16 protein-coding genes are annotated in these 14,754 nt (G+C 66.3%); 8 read left to right on the top strand and 8 right to left on the bottom strand.

What is annotated here, in order from left to right; translation table 11 throughout:
- Positions 1-9 precede the first annotated feature (9 nt).
- Positions 10-1,356, top strand: coding sequence for a VanW family protein (locus GUI70_RS10540; protein WP_161882269.1), 1,347 nt, complete (start codon positions 10-12; stop codon positions 1,354-1,356).
- 61 nt (positions 1,357-1,417) lie between these two features.
- On the opposite strand, the gene GUI70_RS10545 is transcribed toward GUI70_RS10540, so the two are convergent.
- From GUI70_RS10545 to GUI70_RS10570, 6 genes are all read right to left on the bottom strand, one after another.
- Positions 1,418-2,263 (bottom strand): ParB/RepB/Spo0J family partition protein, encoded by an 846-nt coding sequence (locus GUI70_RS10545; protein ID WP_161882270.1) that lies wholly within the window; start codon positions 2,261-2,263, stop codon positions 1,418-1,420.
- Positions 2,247-2,996: a ParA family protein gene (locus GUI70_RS10550; RefSeq protein WP_161882271.1), complete on the bottom strand. Its 750-nt coding sequence runs from the start codon at positions 2,994-2,996 to the stop codon at positions 2,247-2,249. Before GUI70_RS10550 ends, GUI70_RS10545 begins: the two co-directional genes overlap by 17 nt.
- A gap of 44 nt (positions 2,997-3,040) precedes the next feature.
- On the bottom strand, positions 3,041-3,775 hold the full coding sequence (gene rsmG, locus GUI70_RS10555) for a 16S rRNA (guanine(527)-N(7))-methyltransferase RsmG (protein ID WP_161882272.1): 735 nt from the start codon (positions 3,773-3,775) through the stop codon (positions 3,041-3,043).
- A gap of 129 nt (positions 3,776-3,904) precedes the next feature.
- Positions 3,905-5,773, bottom strand: coding sequence for a tRNA uridine-5-carboxymethylaminomethyl(34) synthesis enzyme MnmG (mnmG, locus tag GUI70_RS10560; RefSeq protein WP_161882273.1), 1,869 nt, complete (start codon positions 5,771-5,773; stop codon positions 3,905-3,907).
- A gap of 81 nt (positions 5,774-5,854) precedes the next feature.
- The gene (locus GUI70_RS10565; RefSeq protein WP_161882327.1) at positions 5,855-6,616 is read right to left on the bottom strand and encodes a metallophosphoesterase; all 762 of its coding nucleotides are present in this window, start codon (positions 6,614-6,616) and stop codon (positions 5,855-5,857) included.
- Positions 6,617-6,634: 18 nt separating this feature from the next.
- Positions 6,635-7,249 (bottom strand): single-stranded DNA-binding protein, encoded by a 615-nt coding sequence (locus GUI70_RS10570; RefSeq protein ID WP_161882274.1) that lies wholly within the window; start codon positions 7,247-7,249, stop codon positions 6,635-6,637.
- Between the two features lie 162 nt (positions 7,250-7,411).
- On the opposite strand from GUI70_RS10570, the gene GUI70_RS10575 reads away from it, so the two are divergent.
- From GUI70_RS10575 to GUI70_RS10605, 7 genes are read left to right on the top strand one after another with little or no spacing between them, the layout of a single operon-like run.
- Entirely contained in the window at positions 7,412-8,326 is a 915-nt protein-coding gene (locus GUI70_RS10575; protein ID WP_161882275.1) for an ABC transporter ATP-binding protein, read from the top strand.
- Positions 8,323-8,880 carry a CcdC protein domain-containing protein gene (locus tag GUI70_RS10580; RefSeq protein ID WP_237724837.1) on the top strand — a complete coding sequence of 186 codons (558 nt, stop codon included), beginning with the start codon at positions 8,323-8,325 and terminating at the stop codon, positions 8,878-8,880. The genes GUI70_RS10575 and GUI70_RS10580 overlap by 4 nt, the downstream gene beginning before the upstream one ends.
- Positions 8,877-9,668, top strand: coding sequence for an ABC transporter permease (locus tag GUI70_RS10585; protein ID WP_161882276.1), 792 nt, complete (start codon positions 8,877-8,879; stop codon positions 9,666-9,668). Before GUI70_RS10580 ends, GUI70_RS10585 begins: the two co-directional genes overlap by 4 nt.
- Before the next feature lie 29 nt (positions 9,669-9,697).
- Positions 9,698-10,867, top strand: a complete 1,170-nt coding sequence (locus tag GUI70_RS10590) for a sensor histidine kinase (protein WP_161882277.1) — start codon at positions 9,698-9,700, stop codon at positions 10,865-10,867.
- Complete coding sequence (locus tag GUI70_RS10595; RefSeq protein ID WP_161882278.1) at positions 10,864-11,466, top strand: response regulator transcription factor; 603 nt, start codon at positions 10,864-10,866, stop codon at positions 11,464-11,466. The genes GUI70_RS10590 and GUI70_RS10595 overlap by 4 nt, the downstream gene beginning before the upstream one ends.
- The gene (locus GUI70_RS10600; RefSeq protein WP_161882279.1) at positions 11,463-12,131 is read left to right on the top strand and encodes a VOC family protein; all 669 of its coding nucleotides are present in this window, start codon (positions 11,463-11,465) and stop codon (positions 12,129-12,131) included. The genes GUI70_RS10595 and GUI70_RS10600 overlap by 4 nt, the downstream gene beginning before the upstream one ends.
- A complete protein-coding gene (locus GUI70_RS10605) occupies positions 12,128-12,994 on the top strand; it encodes an ornithine cyclodeaminase family protein (protein ID WP_161882280.1) in 867 nt (288 codons plus the stop codon). Before GUI70_RS10600 ends, GUI70_RS10605 begins: the two co-directional genes overlap by 4 nt.
- On the opposite strand, the gene GUI70_RS10610 is transcribed toward GUI70_RS10605, so the two are convergent.
- Both GUI70_RS10610 and GUI70_RS10615 read right to left on the bottom strand, forming a co-directional pair.
- Positions 12,985-13,860, bottom strand: coding sequence for a MerR family transcriptional regulator (locus GUI70_RS10610; protein WP_161882281.1), 876 nt, complete (start codon positions 13,858-13,860; stop codon positions 12,985-12,987). The two genes, GUI70_RS10605 and GUI70_RS10610, sit on opposite strands and share 10 nt — an antisense overlap.
- 67 nt (positions 13,861-13,927) lie before the next feature.
- Positions 13,928-14,722 (bottom strand): hypothetical protein, encoded by a 795-nt coding sequence (locus GUI70_RS10615; protein WP_161882282.1) that lies wholly within the window; start codon positions 14,720-14,722, stop codon positions 13,928-13,930.
- Between the last annotated feature and the right edge of the window lie 32 nt (positions 14,723-14,754).

Raw genomic sequence — 14,754 nt, forward strand, 5'->3', positions numbered from 1 at the left:
ACTCGGTTCATGCCGCGCCTTTCCGCTTCTGCCTCCCTGCTGCTCACGCTGGCGCTCCTCGTCTCGCCGCTGACAGTCGCCCAGGAGATTCCCGCCACGCCTCTCCCCTCTCCTGCCGCCCCGGAGTTGCCGCCCACACCTGCAGCGCAGCCGCTACCCACGCCAGCGCCGCCCACGCCCCCGGCAGTCACACCACTCACACCCCAGCCTGCGCCCGCTCAGGCCACCCCCGTCAAGGCCCCGCCTACCGCAACCGCACCCAAACCAAAGGCCACCGACAGCCTGACACTGCGTTTCGAGGCCAGTTTTCCCGCTGTGGTGAACGGCAAGAAAACCACTCTGCCCTACCGCGAGACCCTGATTATCCCGCCGGAGCGCCTGGCGCAACTGCGTGCCCAGGGCAAGGTAACGGCCAGTCTGGATGCCGACCTGGGGGCACTGCTCAACCGTGTCATGGCTCCGGCCCGCGACGCCCGCTTCGAGGTGCAGCCGGACGGACAGTGGGCTGTGGTGCAACACAACAGTTTCAAGGTGGACACAGGAGCGGCCCGCGCTGCCCTGGCCGCAGCCATCAAGGACGGACAGACCACCCTGGTCAGACTGACGCCCACTGGGAGCGTTGCCCCAAAGCGTACTCTGGATTACTTTGTTTCACGTGGAATTACGGCGTTCCTGGCAGGCGGACAGACCGGCTACGATGGCTCCAGCCCGGCCCGCATCACCAATATTCATGTGGGTACACGGGCCTTTCAGGACCAGCTGTTCGAGGGCAATACCTTTTCCTTCAACCGGATGCTGGGGCCGATCACGACCCGCGCTGGCTTCGTCACCGGCCTGGTGATCGCCGGCGAGCGCACGGCCTCGGGCATCGGCGGCGGCATCTGCCAGGTGAGCACCACCGTGTTCCGGGCGCTCTACGGTGCGGGTCTGCCGATTGTCGAGCGACGTAACCACAGCTATCAGGTCTATTACTACGACCCTCAGGGCCTGGACGCCACTATCTACCAGCCAAGTCAGGATCTGCGTTTCGCCAACGACACCGGCGGGGCGCTGTGGTTCCAGTCCGACTGGGACGACGCCCAGAAACTGCTGGTGGTGCGGGTGTTCGGCAAGGCCCGCGATTTCGATGTGCAGGTGCAGGAGCCGCGCATCCTCAGCACCACGCCCTCGCCGCCCGACAAGGTGGTGACCGACGCCACCTTGAAGAAAGGCGAGCGCAAGCAGGTGGACTGGGCCGCCGAGGGTGCAGTGATCGAAGTCGACCGGCTCTTTACGCGCAACGGTCAGGTGTTCAAGCAAGACACCCTGAAGAGCAGTTACCGCCCCTGGCCAAACATTTTCGCCGTGGGCCGCTAAACGAAGTCCAGCAGAAAGGGCCGTCCGGATCATGCCGGGCGGCCCTTTCTTGTGAAGGCGTCTACTCCTCCGCGAAGCCCAGGACCTCCAGAATCCGGTCCAGTTCCTCACGCGAACTGTAACTCAGCTCCAGACGGCCCTTCTCGTCACCGGTGATCTTAACCTTGGTGCCGGTGCGGCGGCTCAGCGCCAGCTCGATCTGCCGCCAGGGCCGGGGTGGGTTAACTTTGATCGGCGTGCTCTCCCCCACCGGGCGGCGCTCCTCGCGCTTGAGCGCTTCTGCGCCACGCACGTTGAGGTGACGGGTCAGGATTTCATTCAACGCCCAGGCCCGGTCCACTTCCGGCAGCGCCAGCACCGCGCGGGCATGTCCGGCGCTGATCTCACCATTTTCCAGCGCAGAGAGCGCCTCGGGCGGCAAGCTCAGCAGCCGCAGGGCGTTGGCAACGGTGCTGCGACCCTTGCCCACCGCCTTGGCCACACCTTCCTGATTGTGGCCCTGGTCGAGCAGGGTCTGGTAAGCCCGCGCTTCTTCCAGCGGTCCCAGGTCCTCTCGCTGCAGGTTCTCGACGATGGCGATTTCCAGGGCGTCCCGGTCGGCCAGATCGCGGATAATGACCGGCACCTCGCTGAGGCCCGCCAGTTGCGCGGCCCGCCAGCGCCGCTCGCCCGCCACGATCTCAAAACGTTCGCCGCGTGGGCGCACCAGCAGTGGTTGCAGCACACCCTTGTCGCGGATGCTCTGCGCCAGCTCAGCCAATGACTCGGGCACGAACACCTGACGGGGCTGGTAGGCCGCCTGCACAATCTGCTCGATCTTGAGGCTCTGAGCGCTGATGGGAGCGGCACTGGCCGGGCGACTGAGCAGCGCGTCGAGGCCACGTCCCAGACTAGATTTTTTCGACACGCTGCATCACCTCCTCGGCCAGGCGTTTGTAGGCCGCCGCTCCACTCGACAACGGCGCGAACTGGTTAATCGGCTTGGCAAAGCTGGGCGCTTCCGAGAGCCGGACATTGCGCGGAATGACGCTCCAGAACACCAGCTCACCGAAATGTTGCCGCACGCTCTGCTCGACTTCCTGAGCCAGATTGGTTCGCCCATCGAACATGGTGATGGCTACTCCCAACACCTTGAGTCGGGGATTGAGCGCGGCCCGTACCCGGTCCACCGTCTCGGTCAGGCCCGCCAATCCTTCCAGCGCGTAGTACTCGGCCTGAAGCGGAATCAGCAGGGCGTCGGCAGCGGCCAGCACGTTGATGGTCAGCGGCCCCAGGCTCGGCGGCGCGTCGATGATGGCCACGTCGAACGTGCTCAGCTGCTCCAGCACGGCGCGCAGGGCATACGGCTCGTCGCTGAGTTCCACACCCGCTCCGGCCAGATCCGGCGTCGCTGGAAGAACGCTCAGCCGCTCCTGCCCGGTATCCACGATCAGCTCGGTGGCTCGCCCAGGGGTGCCCAGCGCCTCGTACAGGCCCGCCTCCACGCCGCGCAGCCCCAGCCCGCTGCTGGCGTTGCCCTGCGGGTCCATGTCGATGAGCAGCACCCGCCGCCCCCCGGCAGCCAGGTACGCGGCCAGATTGATGGCCGTCGTGGTTTTGCCCACGCCGCCCTTTTGATTCACGATTCCCAGCGTCTTCATTTCGTCGTCACATCATCACCCTCAGCGCCAATGGCGCGCCGTTTTCAGAATAGCGGTTGTTTACCGGGCACACCCTCACGCCGGGGATAGCGTGCGGGGGTCGGCCTCAGCTTGCGCATCACCACCAGACTGCGTGGATCGCCTGTGATCGGCAGCTCGAAGTGTTTCACATGAAACAACTCGCCTCCCAGCTCGGCGGCGGCCCGGTGTCCGGCGTCCTGCTCTTCCGGCGTGAGCTGACCTTTCTGGGCGATCAGCAGCCCATCGGTCTCCAGTAGCGGGAGGCACAGTTCGGCCAGCACCGGCAGCGTCGCCACGGCCCGCGTCACGACGCGCTGATACTGCTCGCGGTGCGCCGGGTCGCGGCCCAGGCTCTCAGCGCGGCCAGCCAGCACCTGTACCTGACCGAGCTGAAGCCGGGCTGCCGTGCGGGCGATGTACTCGGTCTTCTTGCGGGTGGCATCCACAGCCAGAATCTGAAGCTGTGGATAGACGATCGCCAAGGGCAATGCCGGAAAGCCCGCCCCACTGCCCAGGTCGAGCAGCCGAACAGAAGGCTGAATCGTTTCACCGAGCCAGCCGCCGAGGTAGCAGGTCAACGAGTCGATGAAATGCTTAAGGATGATGTCGCTCTCAGCTGTCAAGGCCGTGAGGTTCATCTGGGCGTTGCCTTCCAGCAGTGCCACCTGGAGTTCGGCGAAGGCGGGCAGATGCGGCCTCAGATCAAGACCCAGCTCCAAACCGCCTTGCAGCAGCAGCGCAGCACCTTCAGGAGTCATGGACGCACCCTGGGCACTCAAACAGCTCGTTTTCGATCACCACTTCGCTCCACCTGTCACAGTTTCACGTGAAACAGAGGCGCTGTCAAACAGCGGTGTCGGACAAACTCGAGGAGCAGTGTCGTCATTTCAGGAGGATGTTTCACGGGAAACACCTTCGCGCTGATGGGGAGCATGTTGCTTGAGATACACCAGCAAGCTGGAAATGTCAGCGTGGCGTACCCCCGGCAGACGGGCGGCCTGGGCTACGGTCTGCGGCTGGGCACGCCGCAACTTCTCGCGAGCTTCGTTGGACAGCACCGGGACTGCCGCATAGTCAACACCGCTCAGACTCAGGTGGCGCGCCCGGCCCTCGGCGGCCAGCTGACGACCGGCGCGCTCGATGTACCCGGCATATTTCACCCGGATTTCCAGCGCCTCGCGCTCGTCGGCGCTCAGGGGAGGCAGCTGCAGGCCCAGCGCCTCGACATCGCCCAGACTGAACTCGGGACGGCGCAGCCACTGATCGGCGGGCTGGCCCTGGACACGCTGGCTCGGCAGGGCGCTGTGGGCCGACTCAATCCGCCGGTATTTGGCCCGCACCGCATCGCGCCGCTCCTGCGACACCAATCCCAGTTCGAAGCCCGGCTCGGTCAGCCGCTCATCGGCATTGTCCTGACGCAGCAGCAGGCGGTGTTCGACCCGGCTGGTCATCATCCGGTACGGCTCGTCGCTGCCCCGCAGGGTCAGGTCGTCGAGCATGACGCCGATGTAACTTGTTTCACGGGAAACAATCGGCTGCTCGTCCAGACCCTGCGGCAATCCCAGTGCCCGCCGGGCCGCCGCCGTACCTGCGACGAGACCCTGTGCTGCTGCTTCCTCGTAGCCGCTGGTGCCGTTGAGCTGACCCGCTGTGAACACACCCGGCAGCAAGCGCGATTCGAGGTTCAGGGTCAATTCAGTGGAATCGACCACATCGTACTCGACGGCGTAGGCGTAACGGTGAATGACGGCCCGTTCAAAGCCCAGCAAGGTTCGCACCAGCTGATCTTGCAACCTGGGCGGCAGGCTGCTGGAAAAACCCTGCAAATACACTTCGCTGGTGTCCAGACCCTCAGGTTCGACGAACAGCAGATGGCGGTCATGGTGGGCAAAGCGCACGACCTTGTCCTCAATGCTGGGACAGTAGCGTGGTCCCAGGCCCTCGATATCGCCCGCATACATCGGCGATTCATGCAGGTTCTCGTGAATCAGTCGGTGGGTTTCGGGAGTGGTGTGGGTCTGCCAGGTGGGGGAGCGGACCGCATAAGGGCCGGGGCTGCCGGTAAAACCGCGGGGCTGCGGGTCGGCAGGAACCTCTAGGAGCGCGGCAAAGTCCACCGCGTCGGCTCGCACACGCGGCGGCGTGCCGGTCTTGTAGCGCTTGAGCACATGCCCGGCACGAGCCAGCGGAGCCGAGAGAAAGCGTGACGGCGGCTCGCCCTGGCGTCCCTCGCCGCGCGACTGCCGGCCGTACCAGGTCAGGCCGCGCAGAAAGGTACCCGCCGCGACGACCACGCTGCGGGCCTGAAAGCGGCGGCCATCGGTGGTGACGACTTGCCAGCCCTGGCCGTCCGGCTCCAGATCTGCCGCCTCGCCGCGCACGATCTGGAGATTGGGCACATCGAGCAGCCGCTCCTGGGCGCGCTCGGCATAGAGGTCGCGGTCGTTTTGAACCCGGAGCGACTGCACGGCGGGGCCCTTGCTGGCGTTGAGGGTACGGGTATGAATGGCCGTGTCGTCGGCCAAGCTGGGCATCAGACCGCCGAGCGCCTGAATCTCGAACACCATCTGGCTCTTGCCGGGGCCGCCCACGGCCGGATTGCAGGGCATTCTGCCGATGGTCGCCGGGTTGCTGACCAGCAGGGCGACGGAGCCGAACTTGGCCGCGGCCCAAGCCGCCTCGATGCCCGCATGCCCGCCGCCGATCACGATAACGTTCCAGCGGCGCGGCGCGGCGGATGTATGGGGCGCAGTCATGGCGTCAGTTTAGCGGGCAGGGAAGAAGCCGGGCGTGCCGGGCGTGACACTGTAATTTTCCCGGTGCCAGGTTTGCAGGGTTCAGAACGGTACGGCCCGCACGCTCATGACCGGGTTGTGCTGGTCGGCGTCGAGCAAGAGTTCGAGGTACTCGCGGTCCGGCAGGGCGTCGATCATGGCGAAGCAGGCGGCCTCGTCGAGGTAAATGCCGCCGTGCATCTGGGTGTGACCGTAGACCCCGTAGGCCAGATCGGCCATCATGACGTACTCGGGAGTCTCTTGCCACCAGCGCTTGGGGGCGTGGTCGGTGTAGAACAGATCGTCGTAGTAGGCGAAGGCGGGCAGCGGCCCCACGTGGGCAAACTGCACCCGGCCCACCCGCAGCTCGCGCATGAAACTGCCGAACCACTGGCGCAGGTGGTCGGGCAAGACCACGCCGCCGCGCTCCGGATCGAACTCGTTGTGAGTCAGGCCGCCGGTGGTGCCGAGCTGGTAGCGGTGATGCACCACCCCGTCGTCGTGGTTGCCCAGAATGAAATGCACCGAGGTCGGTGCGGCTTCCTGAAAAGCCCGCAGCTTTTCGAGTTCGCGAACCTGCTGGCGAGCAGCGGCGAAGAGATGGTCCTCGTTGCGCGCGTCGAAGCTGACCAGACCGGTCAGCCGGGCATACTCGCCCAGGTTCTTGGGATGCACCAGATCGCCGATGAACACGACCTGATAAAAGCCCTGGCGCACCGGGGGCGTCGGCAGGCCCTGCGCGTCGGCGCAACTCGCTGCCCGCAACGCCGCCCACATGGTGTCGTAGTCGGCGTGAACGTCACCGATGGCAATAAATTTACGGATGGTCATCTGCCGACTCGCCTAACGCCGCTGAAGCGCCTGAAGCTCTTTGTAGATGGCCCGGCTCTCGGCCACCGTCTCGCCGTAGCCGCGCAGCAGCAGCCGGGTGGCCTCGCCGCCCTTGCCCGCCTCGCGCAGTTGCTCCATCAGGGTATCGATATGGGCGCGTGCACTGCTGAGCTGGGGATCGAGCGGCACCTGCGGCGGCAAAGGGCGCGCTGCCGCACCGCGCTGCTGCGCGGCGGGCGATTCGCCGAGGCTGCCGAGTTCGCTGACATTAGGGCCGTCGTCAGGATCGTACTCGACCCAGGGCGCTTCGAGCGTACTCGACACCCCGAAATACCGGAACGCGTCAGCCAGCGCCAGCTTCTTGGCGTCCTCCAGGGTATGCCCGCCGCTGAGACCCTCGCGCGCCGCACCGCCCAGGCTCAGGCGGGCGCGCACCAGTGGAGGAGAGACCGAGTCGCAGGCCCAGCTCAGGCCCCAGGTGGGGTCGGCAGCAGTCAGGCACCCGGCCAGGGTATCGAGGTCGGGCACCGGCAGCACACGGGCCTGGTCACCGCGCACCTCGGCTACCGCCCAGGCACTCAGGGCGGCGCGCAGCGCCTCGCGAACGGCGTCAGGAGCATCAGACATTCGAGCAGTCTACCGAGTTTCGCAGCCCGGCGGCGGCGGCTTAAGCCACGTTCAAGGCGCGGTGACTGGACGGTGGGAAGGGAGGTGAGGGTGACAGCTGTCACCTTCCAGGCCTGACGCTCCTCACTACGCTGCCGAATCATCCGCGTTCAGACTGAACCCATGAACGACGTGGTTTGTTTTGAAGGTGTTTCCCAGCGCTTCGGCCCGGTGGCGGCCCTGAGTGATCTCGATTTGGAGCTGAAAGCCGGGCAACTCAGCGCCCTGCTCGGTCCCAACGGCGCGGGCAAGACCACCGCCATTGACTTGATGCTGGGCCTGAGTCAGCCAACTTCCGGCACGGTGCGGGTGCTGGGCGCGGACCCCCGCAAGCCGAGCACCCGCAGCGGCATCGGCGCGATGCTTCAGGACATCAACGTGCCCGCAGGCCTGAGCGTACGCGAACTGGTGGGGCTTTACGCCGCGCTGTATCCGCAGCCGATGACGGTCGGGAAGGCGCTCTCGCTGGCGGGGCTGACTGAGCAGGCCCGCCAGCGCGTCAGCGGGTTGTCGGGCGGACAGAAGCGGCGGCTGAGCTTCGCGTTGGCGGTGGTGGGGCAGCCCAGATTGCTGCTGCTCGACGAGCCGACGGCAGCGATGGACGTGCAGGGCCGCGCCGCCTTCTGGCAGGGCATCGCCGAGCTGCGGGAGGCTGGCTGCACCGTGCTGCTGACCACCCACATGCTCGAAGAAGTGGACCGCGCCGCCGATAGGGTGATCGTGCTGAATAAAGGTAAAGTGGTGGCCGACGGCACGCCCAACAGCGTGCGTGAGCGGGTGGGCCTCAGCCGGGTACGCTTTGTCAGTACGCTCAGCGCCGCCCAGCTCCACGCTTTGCCGGGAGCCGAGACACTGGATATCGGTCAGGCGGGGCAGGCCAGCTTCAGCACCCGCACGCCCGAAACGCTGGTGCGGGCCGCGTTGAGCGCCGCGCCTGAGTTGAGCAATCTGGAAGTCACGCGGGCCAGCCTGGAAGACGCCTTCCTGAGTCTGACCAACGACCAGTTGCCTGCTCCTGCGGCAGCGGTGAGCGCGTGACCGTCCCACTGCGTCCGAGCATCTGGCCGGTGCTGGGCGGCGGCCTGCTGATCGTCTGGATGCTGATCCGGCGCTTGCGCCTCAGCGTAGGCGCACAATCGCTGGACGCCCGTGGTCGCCGCCGCCTGACGACCCGCTCGGTCATTCTGGGTGCGGTACTGCTGCTGACCCTGATTGCGCCGCACACGCTGACGAGTTACGGCGCGGGCGCGGTGGGCGCATTAATTGGCGCAGGGCTGGCGTACTGGTCGCTGCACCATACCCGTTTTGAGCGGGGTGCAACGGCCACAGCGGTGCGCTACCTGCCGAACGTCTGGATCGGCAGCGCGGTGTTCGCGTTGTTCGTGGTGCGGCTGCTGTGGCGGATGGTGCCGATGGTTCTGGGCGGCCAGTTGGACAACACGTCGGGCAACTCGTTTGACCCCGGCCAGTTCAATGCCAGCACCTTCACCTCCGGCAGCCCGCTGACCTTCGCACTGTTTACCGTGTTCGTCGCCTACCAGATCATGTACAGCTTCGGCGTGCTGCGCCGGGCCAGAGGAGCCACCGTATGACCACCTCCAGCGTTCCGGCCACTGCCCGTCCCGCCGTTTCCCCCCTGCGTCCCTTTCTGGCCCTGGCCCGCGCCGAGGTCGTGCGGCTCCTTCGCAACCGCGCATACCTGATTCCTGCGCTGATGCTGCCGATGCTGTTCTTCGCGCTGTGGGGGCTGCCCAACGCCAGCGGCAAGCTCAGCGGCGTCAACGCCGGACAGTACATGCTGGTGTCGTACGCTGCCTACTCGCTGATCACTACCGCCATGTACGGCTTCGGGGTGGCAGTGGCTTCCGAGCGCTCGTCGGGCTGGTGGCGGCAGCTCCGAATCGCGCCGGTTTCGCCCGTTGCCGTTTTCGGGGCCAAGATCACCGCCTCGCTGGTGATGGGACTGCTCAGCTTCTCGGCGCTGTGCTTGTTCGCCGGGCTGGTCGGCCACGTCTGGCTGAGCGCGCCGCTGTTCCTGAGCGTGCTCTTCAGGCTGCTGCTGGGCATGGTGCCGTTCGCGCTGCTGGGGCTGGCGCTGGGCCTGCTGGTCGGGCCGGACGCGGCGGGCGGTGTCGCCAACCTGATCTCGCTGCCGATGCTGTTTGCCTCAGGCATCTTCATTCCGCTGGAGGTGGCTCCCGATTTTGTCAAGACGATTGCGCCTTATTTGCCCGCCTACCACTACGGTCAGCTCGGCTGGAGCGCCCTGGGGGCCGTACAGGGTGCAGAATGGGTTCACTGGGCCTGGCTGGCCGGGTACTCCGCCGCGTTCCTGCTGATCGCCCGCTGGGCGGCGGGCCGGGCCGAGACGCGGCGCTGAGGGGAGAGCTGAGCAGGAGAGGAGGGGAGATGCAGACGCCAGAAGTCACCAAGAAACCCAACTGGGGACGCTTCTGGCGTCTCTTTCCGCTGATCTGGCTGGTCTACTTGTTTTTTCCAGTCTCGCAGGTTCTTGGCAGCGACCAGCCAGAAATTATCAAGCTGCTGGCGGTGGTGGGCGTGGCCGTGTTCGTGTGGGTGTGGACACAGCTCTATAGCCAGCGCGAGGCGCGCGTGCGCCATGCCCGGCACCTGGGCCAGCATCAATTCTGGGTGCTGGCGGCGTACGGGTGGTGCCTGATCCTGTTCGCCGGCTTCACGCCGCTGCCGGACAGTCCCGGCTTCACTTTTCTGGTGTACGCCGCCGCCGTCGCCGGGTTTCAGCGCAGCTTCCGGGTGGCGCTGTGGGGGCTGATCGGGGTCGTGTTTGCCATGTTCGTGCCGAGCTGGCTGGGTGCTGGGCCGCTGGGCGTGCTCGACATCGTGCAGGTGCTGCTGCTTTCGAGCTTTGCCATGTACGGCAACCACGCCGGGTTTCGTCAGGGCATGGCCCAGCAGCGTCTGGCACAGGTGCAACTCGAAAAGGAAAAACTGGCCGCCGACGCCGAACGCGAGCGGATTGCCCGCGATTTGCACGACCTGCTGGGCCATACCCTGAGCGTGATCGTGCTGAAAAGCGAACTCGCCAGCAAGTTGGCTGACAAGAACCCGGCCCGCGCCATCCAGGAAATCCGCGAGGTGGAGCGCATTTCCCGCGAGGCGCTGAGTGAAGTCCGTGCCGCCGTGCAGGGCTACCGGGGCAGCGGCCTGAGCGCCGAACTCGCCCGCAGCAAGGTGGCCCTGGACGCGGCGGGCGTGCGGCTGGTGCTGGAGCGGCCCCCACTGGAATTGCCGCCTGCCACCGAGGCCGGAATCAGCATGGTGCTGCGCGAGGCGGTGACCAACATCGTGCGCCACGCCCGCGCCCAGAACTGCACCGTCATGATCGAGCAGCGCGGCGAAGTCTACTGGCTCGAAGTTCAGGATGACGGCGTGGGCGGCCTGGCGCCCGAGGGCAGCGGCCTGACCGGGATGCGCGAGCGGGTCCGCGCGCTGGGCGGCGAACTCAGGCGGGCGGGCGAGGGCGGCACCCGGCTGAGCGCTCAGTTTCCGGTTGCCCAACCCTCCGAGCGCCCCGCCCTCCAGAAGGTCACGGCGTGATCCGGGTTCTTTTGGCCGAGGATCAGGCGCTGGTGCTGGGCGCACTCTCGGCGCTGCTGTCGCTGGAAGACGATCTGGAAGTGGTGGGCGGCGCTCATGACGGCGAGCAGGCGCTGGATCTGGCTCTGAAACTGAGGCCCGACGTGCTGGTCACCGACATCGAGATGCCCCGGCTCAGCGGGCTGGATCTGGCCGCCAGAGTGCACGAAAGCCTGCCCGAGACCCGCGTCATCATCGTGACCACCTTTGCCCGCAGCGGCTACCTGCGCCGGGCGCTGGACGTGGGCGCACGCGGCTACCTGCTCAAGGACGCGCCTGCCGCCGAACTCGCCGACGCCATTCGCCGCGTCTTCGCGGGCGGGCGGGCGATTGATCCCAGTCTGGCGGGCGAAGCCTGGGAAGCCCAGTCTCCGCTGACCGAGCGCGAGCGCCAGGTGCTGGCCGAGGCCGAAAGTGGGGCCAGCACCGCCGCGATTGCCCAGAGACTCAAGCTCTCGGAAGGCACCGTCAGGAATTATCTCTCGGAAGCGATCGGCAAGCTGGGTGCGGGGGGCCGGGTGGAGGCGGCGCGGGCGGCCCGAGAAAAGGGCTGGCTGTGAGAATCACGGCGCTTGAACTGGCCTGCCGCGATCTGAAGGCACAGCAGCACTTTTACGCCGGGGTGCTGGGCCTGACCTTAGTGGCAAGCTCTGACTCTGGATTTGCGGTACAGGTGGGCCGCACCCGCCTAAGCTTTCGTTTACAGCCGGAGCAACCAGGCGTGTACCACTTCGCCTTTAATATCCCCGAGAACCAGTTGGCTCAGGCCAAGAGCTGGATTCAGCAAAGAGCTGCACTGCTGAACGAGGACGGTCAGGACGAGTTCGAAGCCAGCGCCGCCTGGAATGCCCAGATGATCTACTTTTGCGACCCGGACGGCAACATTCTGGAATGCATCGCCCGGCACCGCCTCGCCAACGCTTCGGCGCAGGCATTCGGCCCAGCCAGCCTGCTGAATATCAGCGAGATCGGCTGGCCGGTTAAGACTGTACCAGGCGGTGTGGAGCACCTTCAACAGCAGCTTGGATTGAGTGTCTTTGGAACCGCCTCCGACACCTTCACGCCGCTGGGCGACGACGAAGGGCTGCTAATCGTGGTGCGACTGGGGCGGCCCTGGTTTCCCACCGCGCAGGCCGCCGCCCGCTTGCCGCTGCGTCTGACCCTGGCCGAAGTCGCCGGAGACCTGGAACTGGACTGGGACGCCGCACCCAAAGGGGCGACATGAAACTGCTCACTGACATCAATGTGGCCTGCTTCTCCGTTGCCCAGGCAGTGGAGACGATGCGGACGGTCCTGCGCCTCCATGCCCAGGACCAACTCACCGCGCCGCCCCGCCTGAGCGCCGCCGGCCTGACCTTCACGGTAGGGGCGACCCCGGACGCCTTCGGCTTCCGGGTCTATCCCAATGTCAAAACGCCGCGCTCAGACCAGTTGGTGGCGGTCTGGAACACCCAGGGTCAAGTGGGGGGCGTGATCGTAGGCAGCGCGCTGGGAACCCTGCGAACCTCGGCGCTGGGCGCGGTGGCCACCGATGTGCTGGCCCGCCCCGACGCCGCGCGTCTGGGATTGATCGGCAGCGGCACCCAGGCGAAGGCGCACGCCCTGGCCGTCGCCACCGTGCGTCCGCTCTCGCAGATTCTGATTTACAGCCGCGACGCGGCCCACCGCCAGAAGCTGGCCTCTGAGCTGCGTGACCTGGGCCTGCCCGCCGAGGCTGCGGCGAGCGCCGAGCAAATCTGCGCCGGGAGCGATCTGCTGACGCTGGCGACGAGCAGTGCGCAGCCGGTCATCGAGGCCGACTGGGTGCGCCCAGGCACGCACGTCTGCACGCTGGGACCGAAGGAAAAGGAACGCCACGAGTTGCCGCTGGAGCTGGCTGGGCGGTGCGCCCTGATTGTCACCGACAGCCCGGCACAGCTTGAAGCGTCTCCGGACGGGCCTATCCTCTCCGGCGCGGCGGTGCGGGCACTGAGCGAGTACATTCAAAACCCGCCGCCCCGCCGACCGGAGGACATCACCCTCTTTCTGTCGGTGGGGCTGGCAGGTACGGAAGTGGTGCTGGCCCGTGAACTGTTCAATCAGGCTTGATCCCTGGGCACAAACGGCCAGGCCACATCGCCCACCGGGTCGTCTGGGCCGGTGTTGTTCCAGTCGCGGTTGTAGACCTCACGCGGTGACAGCTGTCCACACTGACCGAGCTGGTTGCCGTGGGCCTGCGCCGCGTCGTGGGCCGAGAGAATCTGCGGAAACTCAAACTGCGCTTTGGTGAGGGTTACGTAGGCTTCGAAGTGAGCCGGTTCGTTTCTGAGCGTGAACTCGCCCTCGGGCCTCAGATCACCGCTGTACGGAAAGCAGATCTCGACCGGGCCGTCGCTGTCGTTATTGACCTCGCCGTGATAGATGGCAAACATCGGCCCCCTCCCTTGCCCGCCCTGCGCGGTGATAAAGGTCAGCACACGCATCGAGTCTTCAAAAAAGGCGCCGAGTTCAGAGACGTACACCCGGCGGGTCAGCGATACCACCGGCTGCTGGGGCACAAAGCGCTGCTGGACAGTGAAGCTGGGTTGGGTGGTTGCGGTCTGGGGCATGGTCAGGCTCCTTTGTTCAGGCGATTCGAACTGCTTGATGAGATACTCGGCCAGCCCGCGCCGCTGCTGGTGGGTGGCTTCAATGCCCTGCCAGAGCCGCATAAAGATCGGCCCGCGCTCGACCTGGGCCGCGTCCAGCACCTCGGCAATGGCACTCAGCGGCAAGTCGAGCTGCCGCAGCAAGCTGATCTGCCTGGCCCGCTCAAGCTGTGCGGGGTCGTAGTAGCGGTAGCCGCTGGCGTCGTCGGTGTAAGCGGGCGCGAGCAGGCCGAGCGCGTCGTAGAGCCGCAGCGCCTTGAGACTGAGGCGGCTGAGCTGTGAGAAGGCCCCAATCGTCATGTTGGCGCGGGTTGACGTGTTCGGCATCCTTCAACCTCCGGAGGTAAGCGCAGTGTGCAGCCTGCCCTAGGGGACGAGTCAAGCGCCGGGCAATCTAGACCCTGGCCAGCCAGACCCAGGCCAGCAGCGCCGCGCCCCCGATCACCAGCCAGCTCGCCGCGCGCGGCACGTCCAGGAGCACGCCTGGAGGCGGCAGACGCCGCAGCCGGGGCAGCACGAAGTTGACCCACACCAGGAGGACGCCTGACCCGAAGCTCGCCGCACCCGCCGAGGCGAGCGTCAAAAAGAGATCGCCGGTCCCCACCAGCGTCGCCAGCACTGCCACCAGCCCGACTAGTAAATACGGGATCAGGGTCAGCCGCCAGATCCAGACCCGGCGCTCGGCAGGCTCGGCAGGGAGATGCGGCGAGAGGGTGCGCGCCGCGTGGACCATCGCCCGGTACGACAGGAACGCACCCAGCAAGGTGAAGAGGCTGCGCCACAAGAGTTCCAGCGCTAGGCCCTGCACCACCTCATGCACGTCTCCGAACGGCACGAACGACAGTGCCAGCAAGTAGCCCGCCGCCGCAAAGAGGCCGGTGTGCCCCAGCAGCCACCAGAAGTACCAGGCTGTGCCAATGGCAGGCGTGCGGCGCAGCGCGGCCAAGCCGACGACACCCTGCGCCAGGCTGGCAAGTGGCCCGGCCAGCGCGATCAACCGCCGCCCCAACTCACCGACACTCGCCTCGTCGTAGTTCATCACCGCGCTGCCAATCGAAACCTTCTGTGCGCCGAGCGCCAGCGCCAGCCCAGCGTGTCCCAGGCCCTCGTGAATCAGGCTGCCGAGCAGGCCCACCAGCAGCGAGACGGCCATCAGGGTCAGCTTATCCGGGCGGGCAGAGGAGCGCATGCGGTTCTCCTTGAATCAGGTGGACGGGGTTG

The organism is Deinococcus alpinitundrae (assembly GCF_009982895.1).
GTDB lineage: Bacteria > Deinococcota > Deinococci > Deinococcales > Deinococcaceae > Deinococcus > Deinococcus alpinitundrae.

Coding starts and splice junctions, on each gene's coding strand:
- GUI70_RS10540 (WP_161882269.1), top strand. CDS start 10: ATGCCGCGCCTTTCCGCTTCTGCCTCCCTGCTGCTCACGCTGGCGCTC.
- GUI70_RS10550 (WP_161882271.1), bottom strand. CDS start 2,996: ATGAAGACGCTGGGAATCGTGAATCAAAAGGGCGGCGTGGGCAAAACC.
- rsmG (WP_161882272.1), bottom strand. CDS start 3,775: ATGACTCCTGAAGGTGCTGCGCTGCTGCTGCAAGGCGGTTTGGAGCTG.
- mnmG (WP_161882273.1), bottom strand. CDS start 5,773: ATGACTGCGCCCCATACATCCGCCGCGCCGCGCCGCTGGAACGTTATC.
- GUI70_RS10570 (WP_161882274.1), bottom strand. CDS start 7,249: ATGTCTGATGCTCCTGACGCCGTTCGCGAGGCGCTGCGCGCCGCCCTG.
- GUI70_RS10575 (WP_161882275.1), top strand. CDS start 7,412: ATGAACGACGTGGTTTGTTTTGAAGGTGTTTCCCAGCGCTTCGGCCCG.
- GUI70_RS10585 (WP_161882276.1), top strand. CDS start 8,877: ATGACCACCTCCAGCGTTCCGGCCACTGCCCGTCCCGCCGTTTCCCCC.
- GUI70_RS10590 (WP_161882277.1), top strand. CDS start 9,698: ATGCAGACGCCAGAAGTCACCAAGAAACCCAACTGGGGACGCTTCTGG.
- GUI70_RS10605 (WP_161882280.1), top strand. CDS start 12,128: ATGAAACTGCTCACTGACATCAATGTGGCCTGCTTCTCCGTTGCCCAG.
- GUI70_RS10610 (WP_161882281.1), bottom strand. CDS start 13,860: ATGCCGAACACGTCAACCCGCGCCAACATGACGATTGGGGCCTTCTCA.
- GUI70_RS10615 (WP_161882282.1), bottom strand. CDS start 14,722: ATGCGCTCCTCTGCCCGCCCGGATAAGCTGACCCTGATGGCCGTCTCG.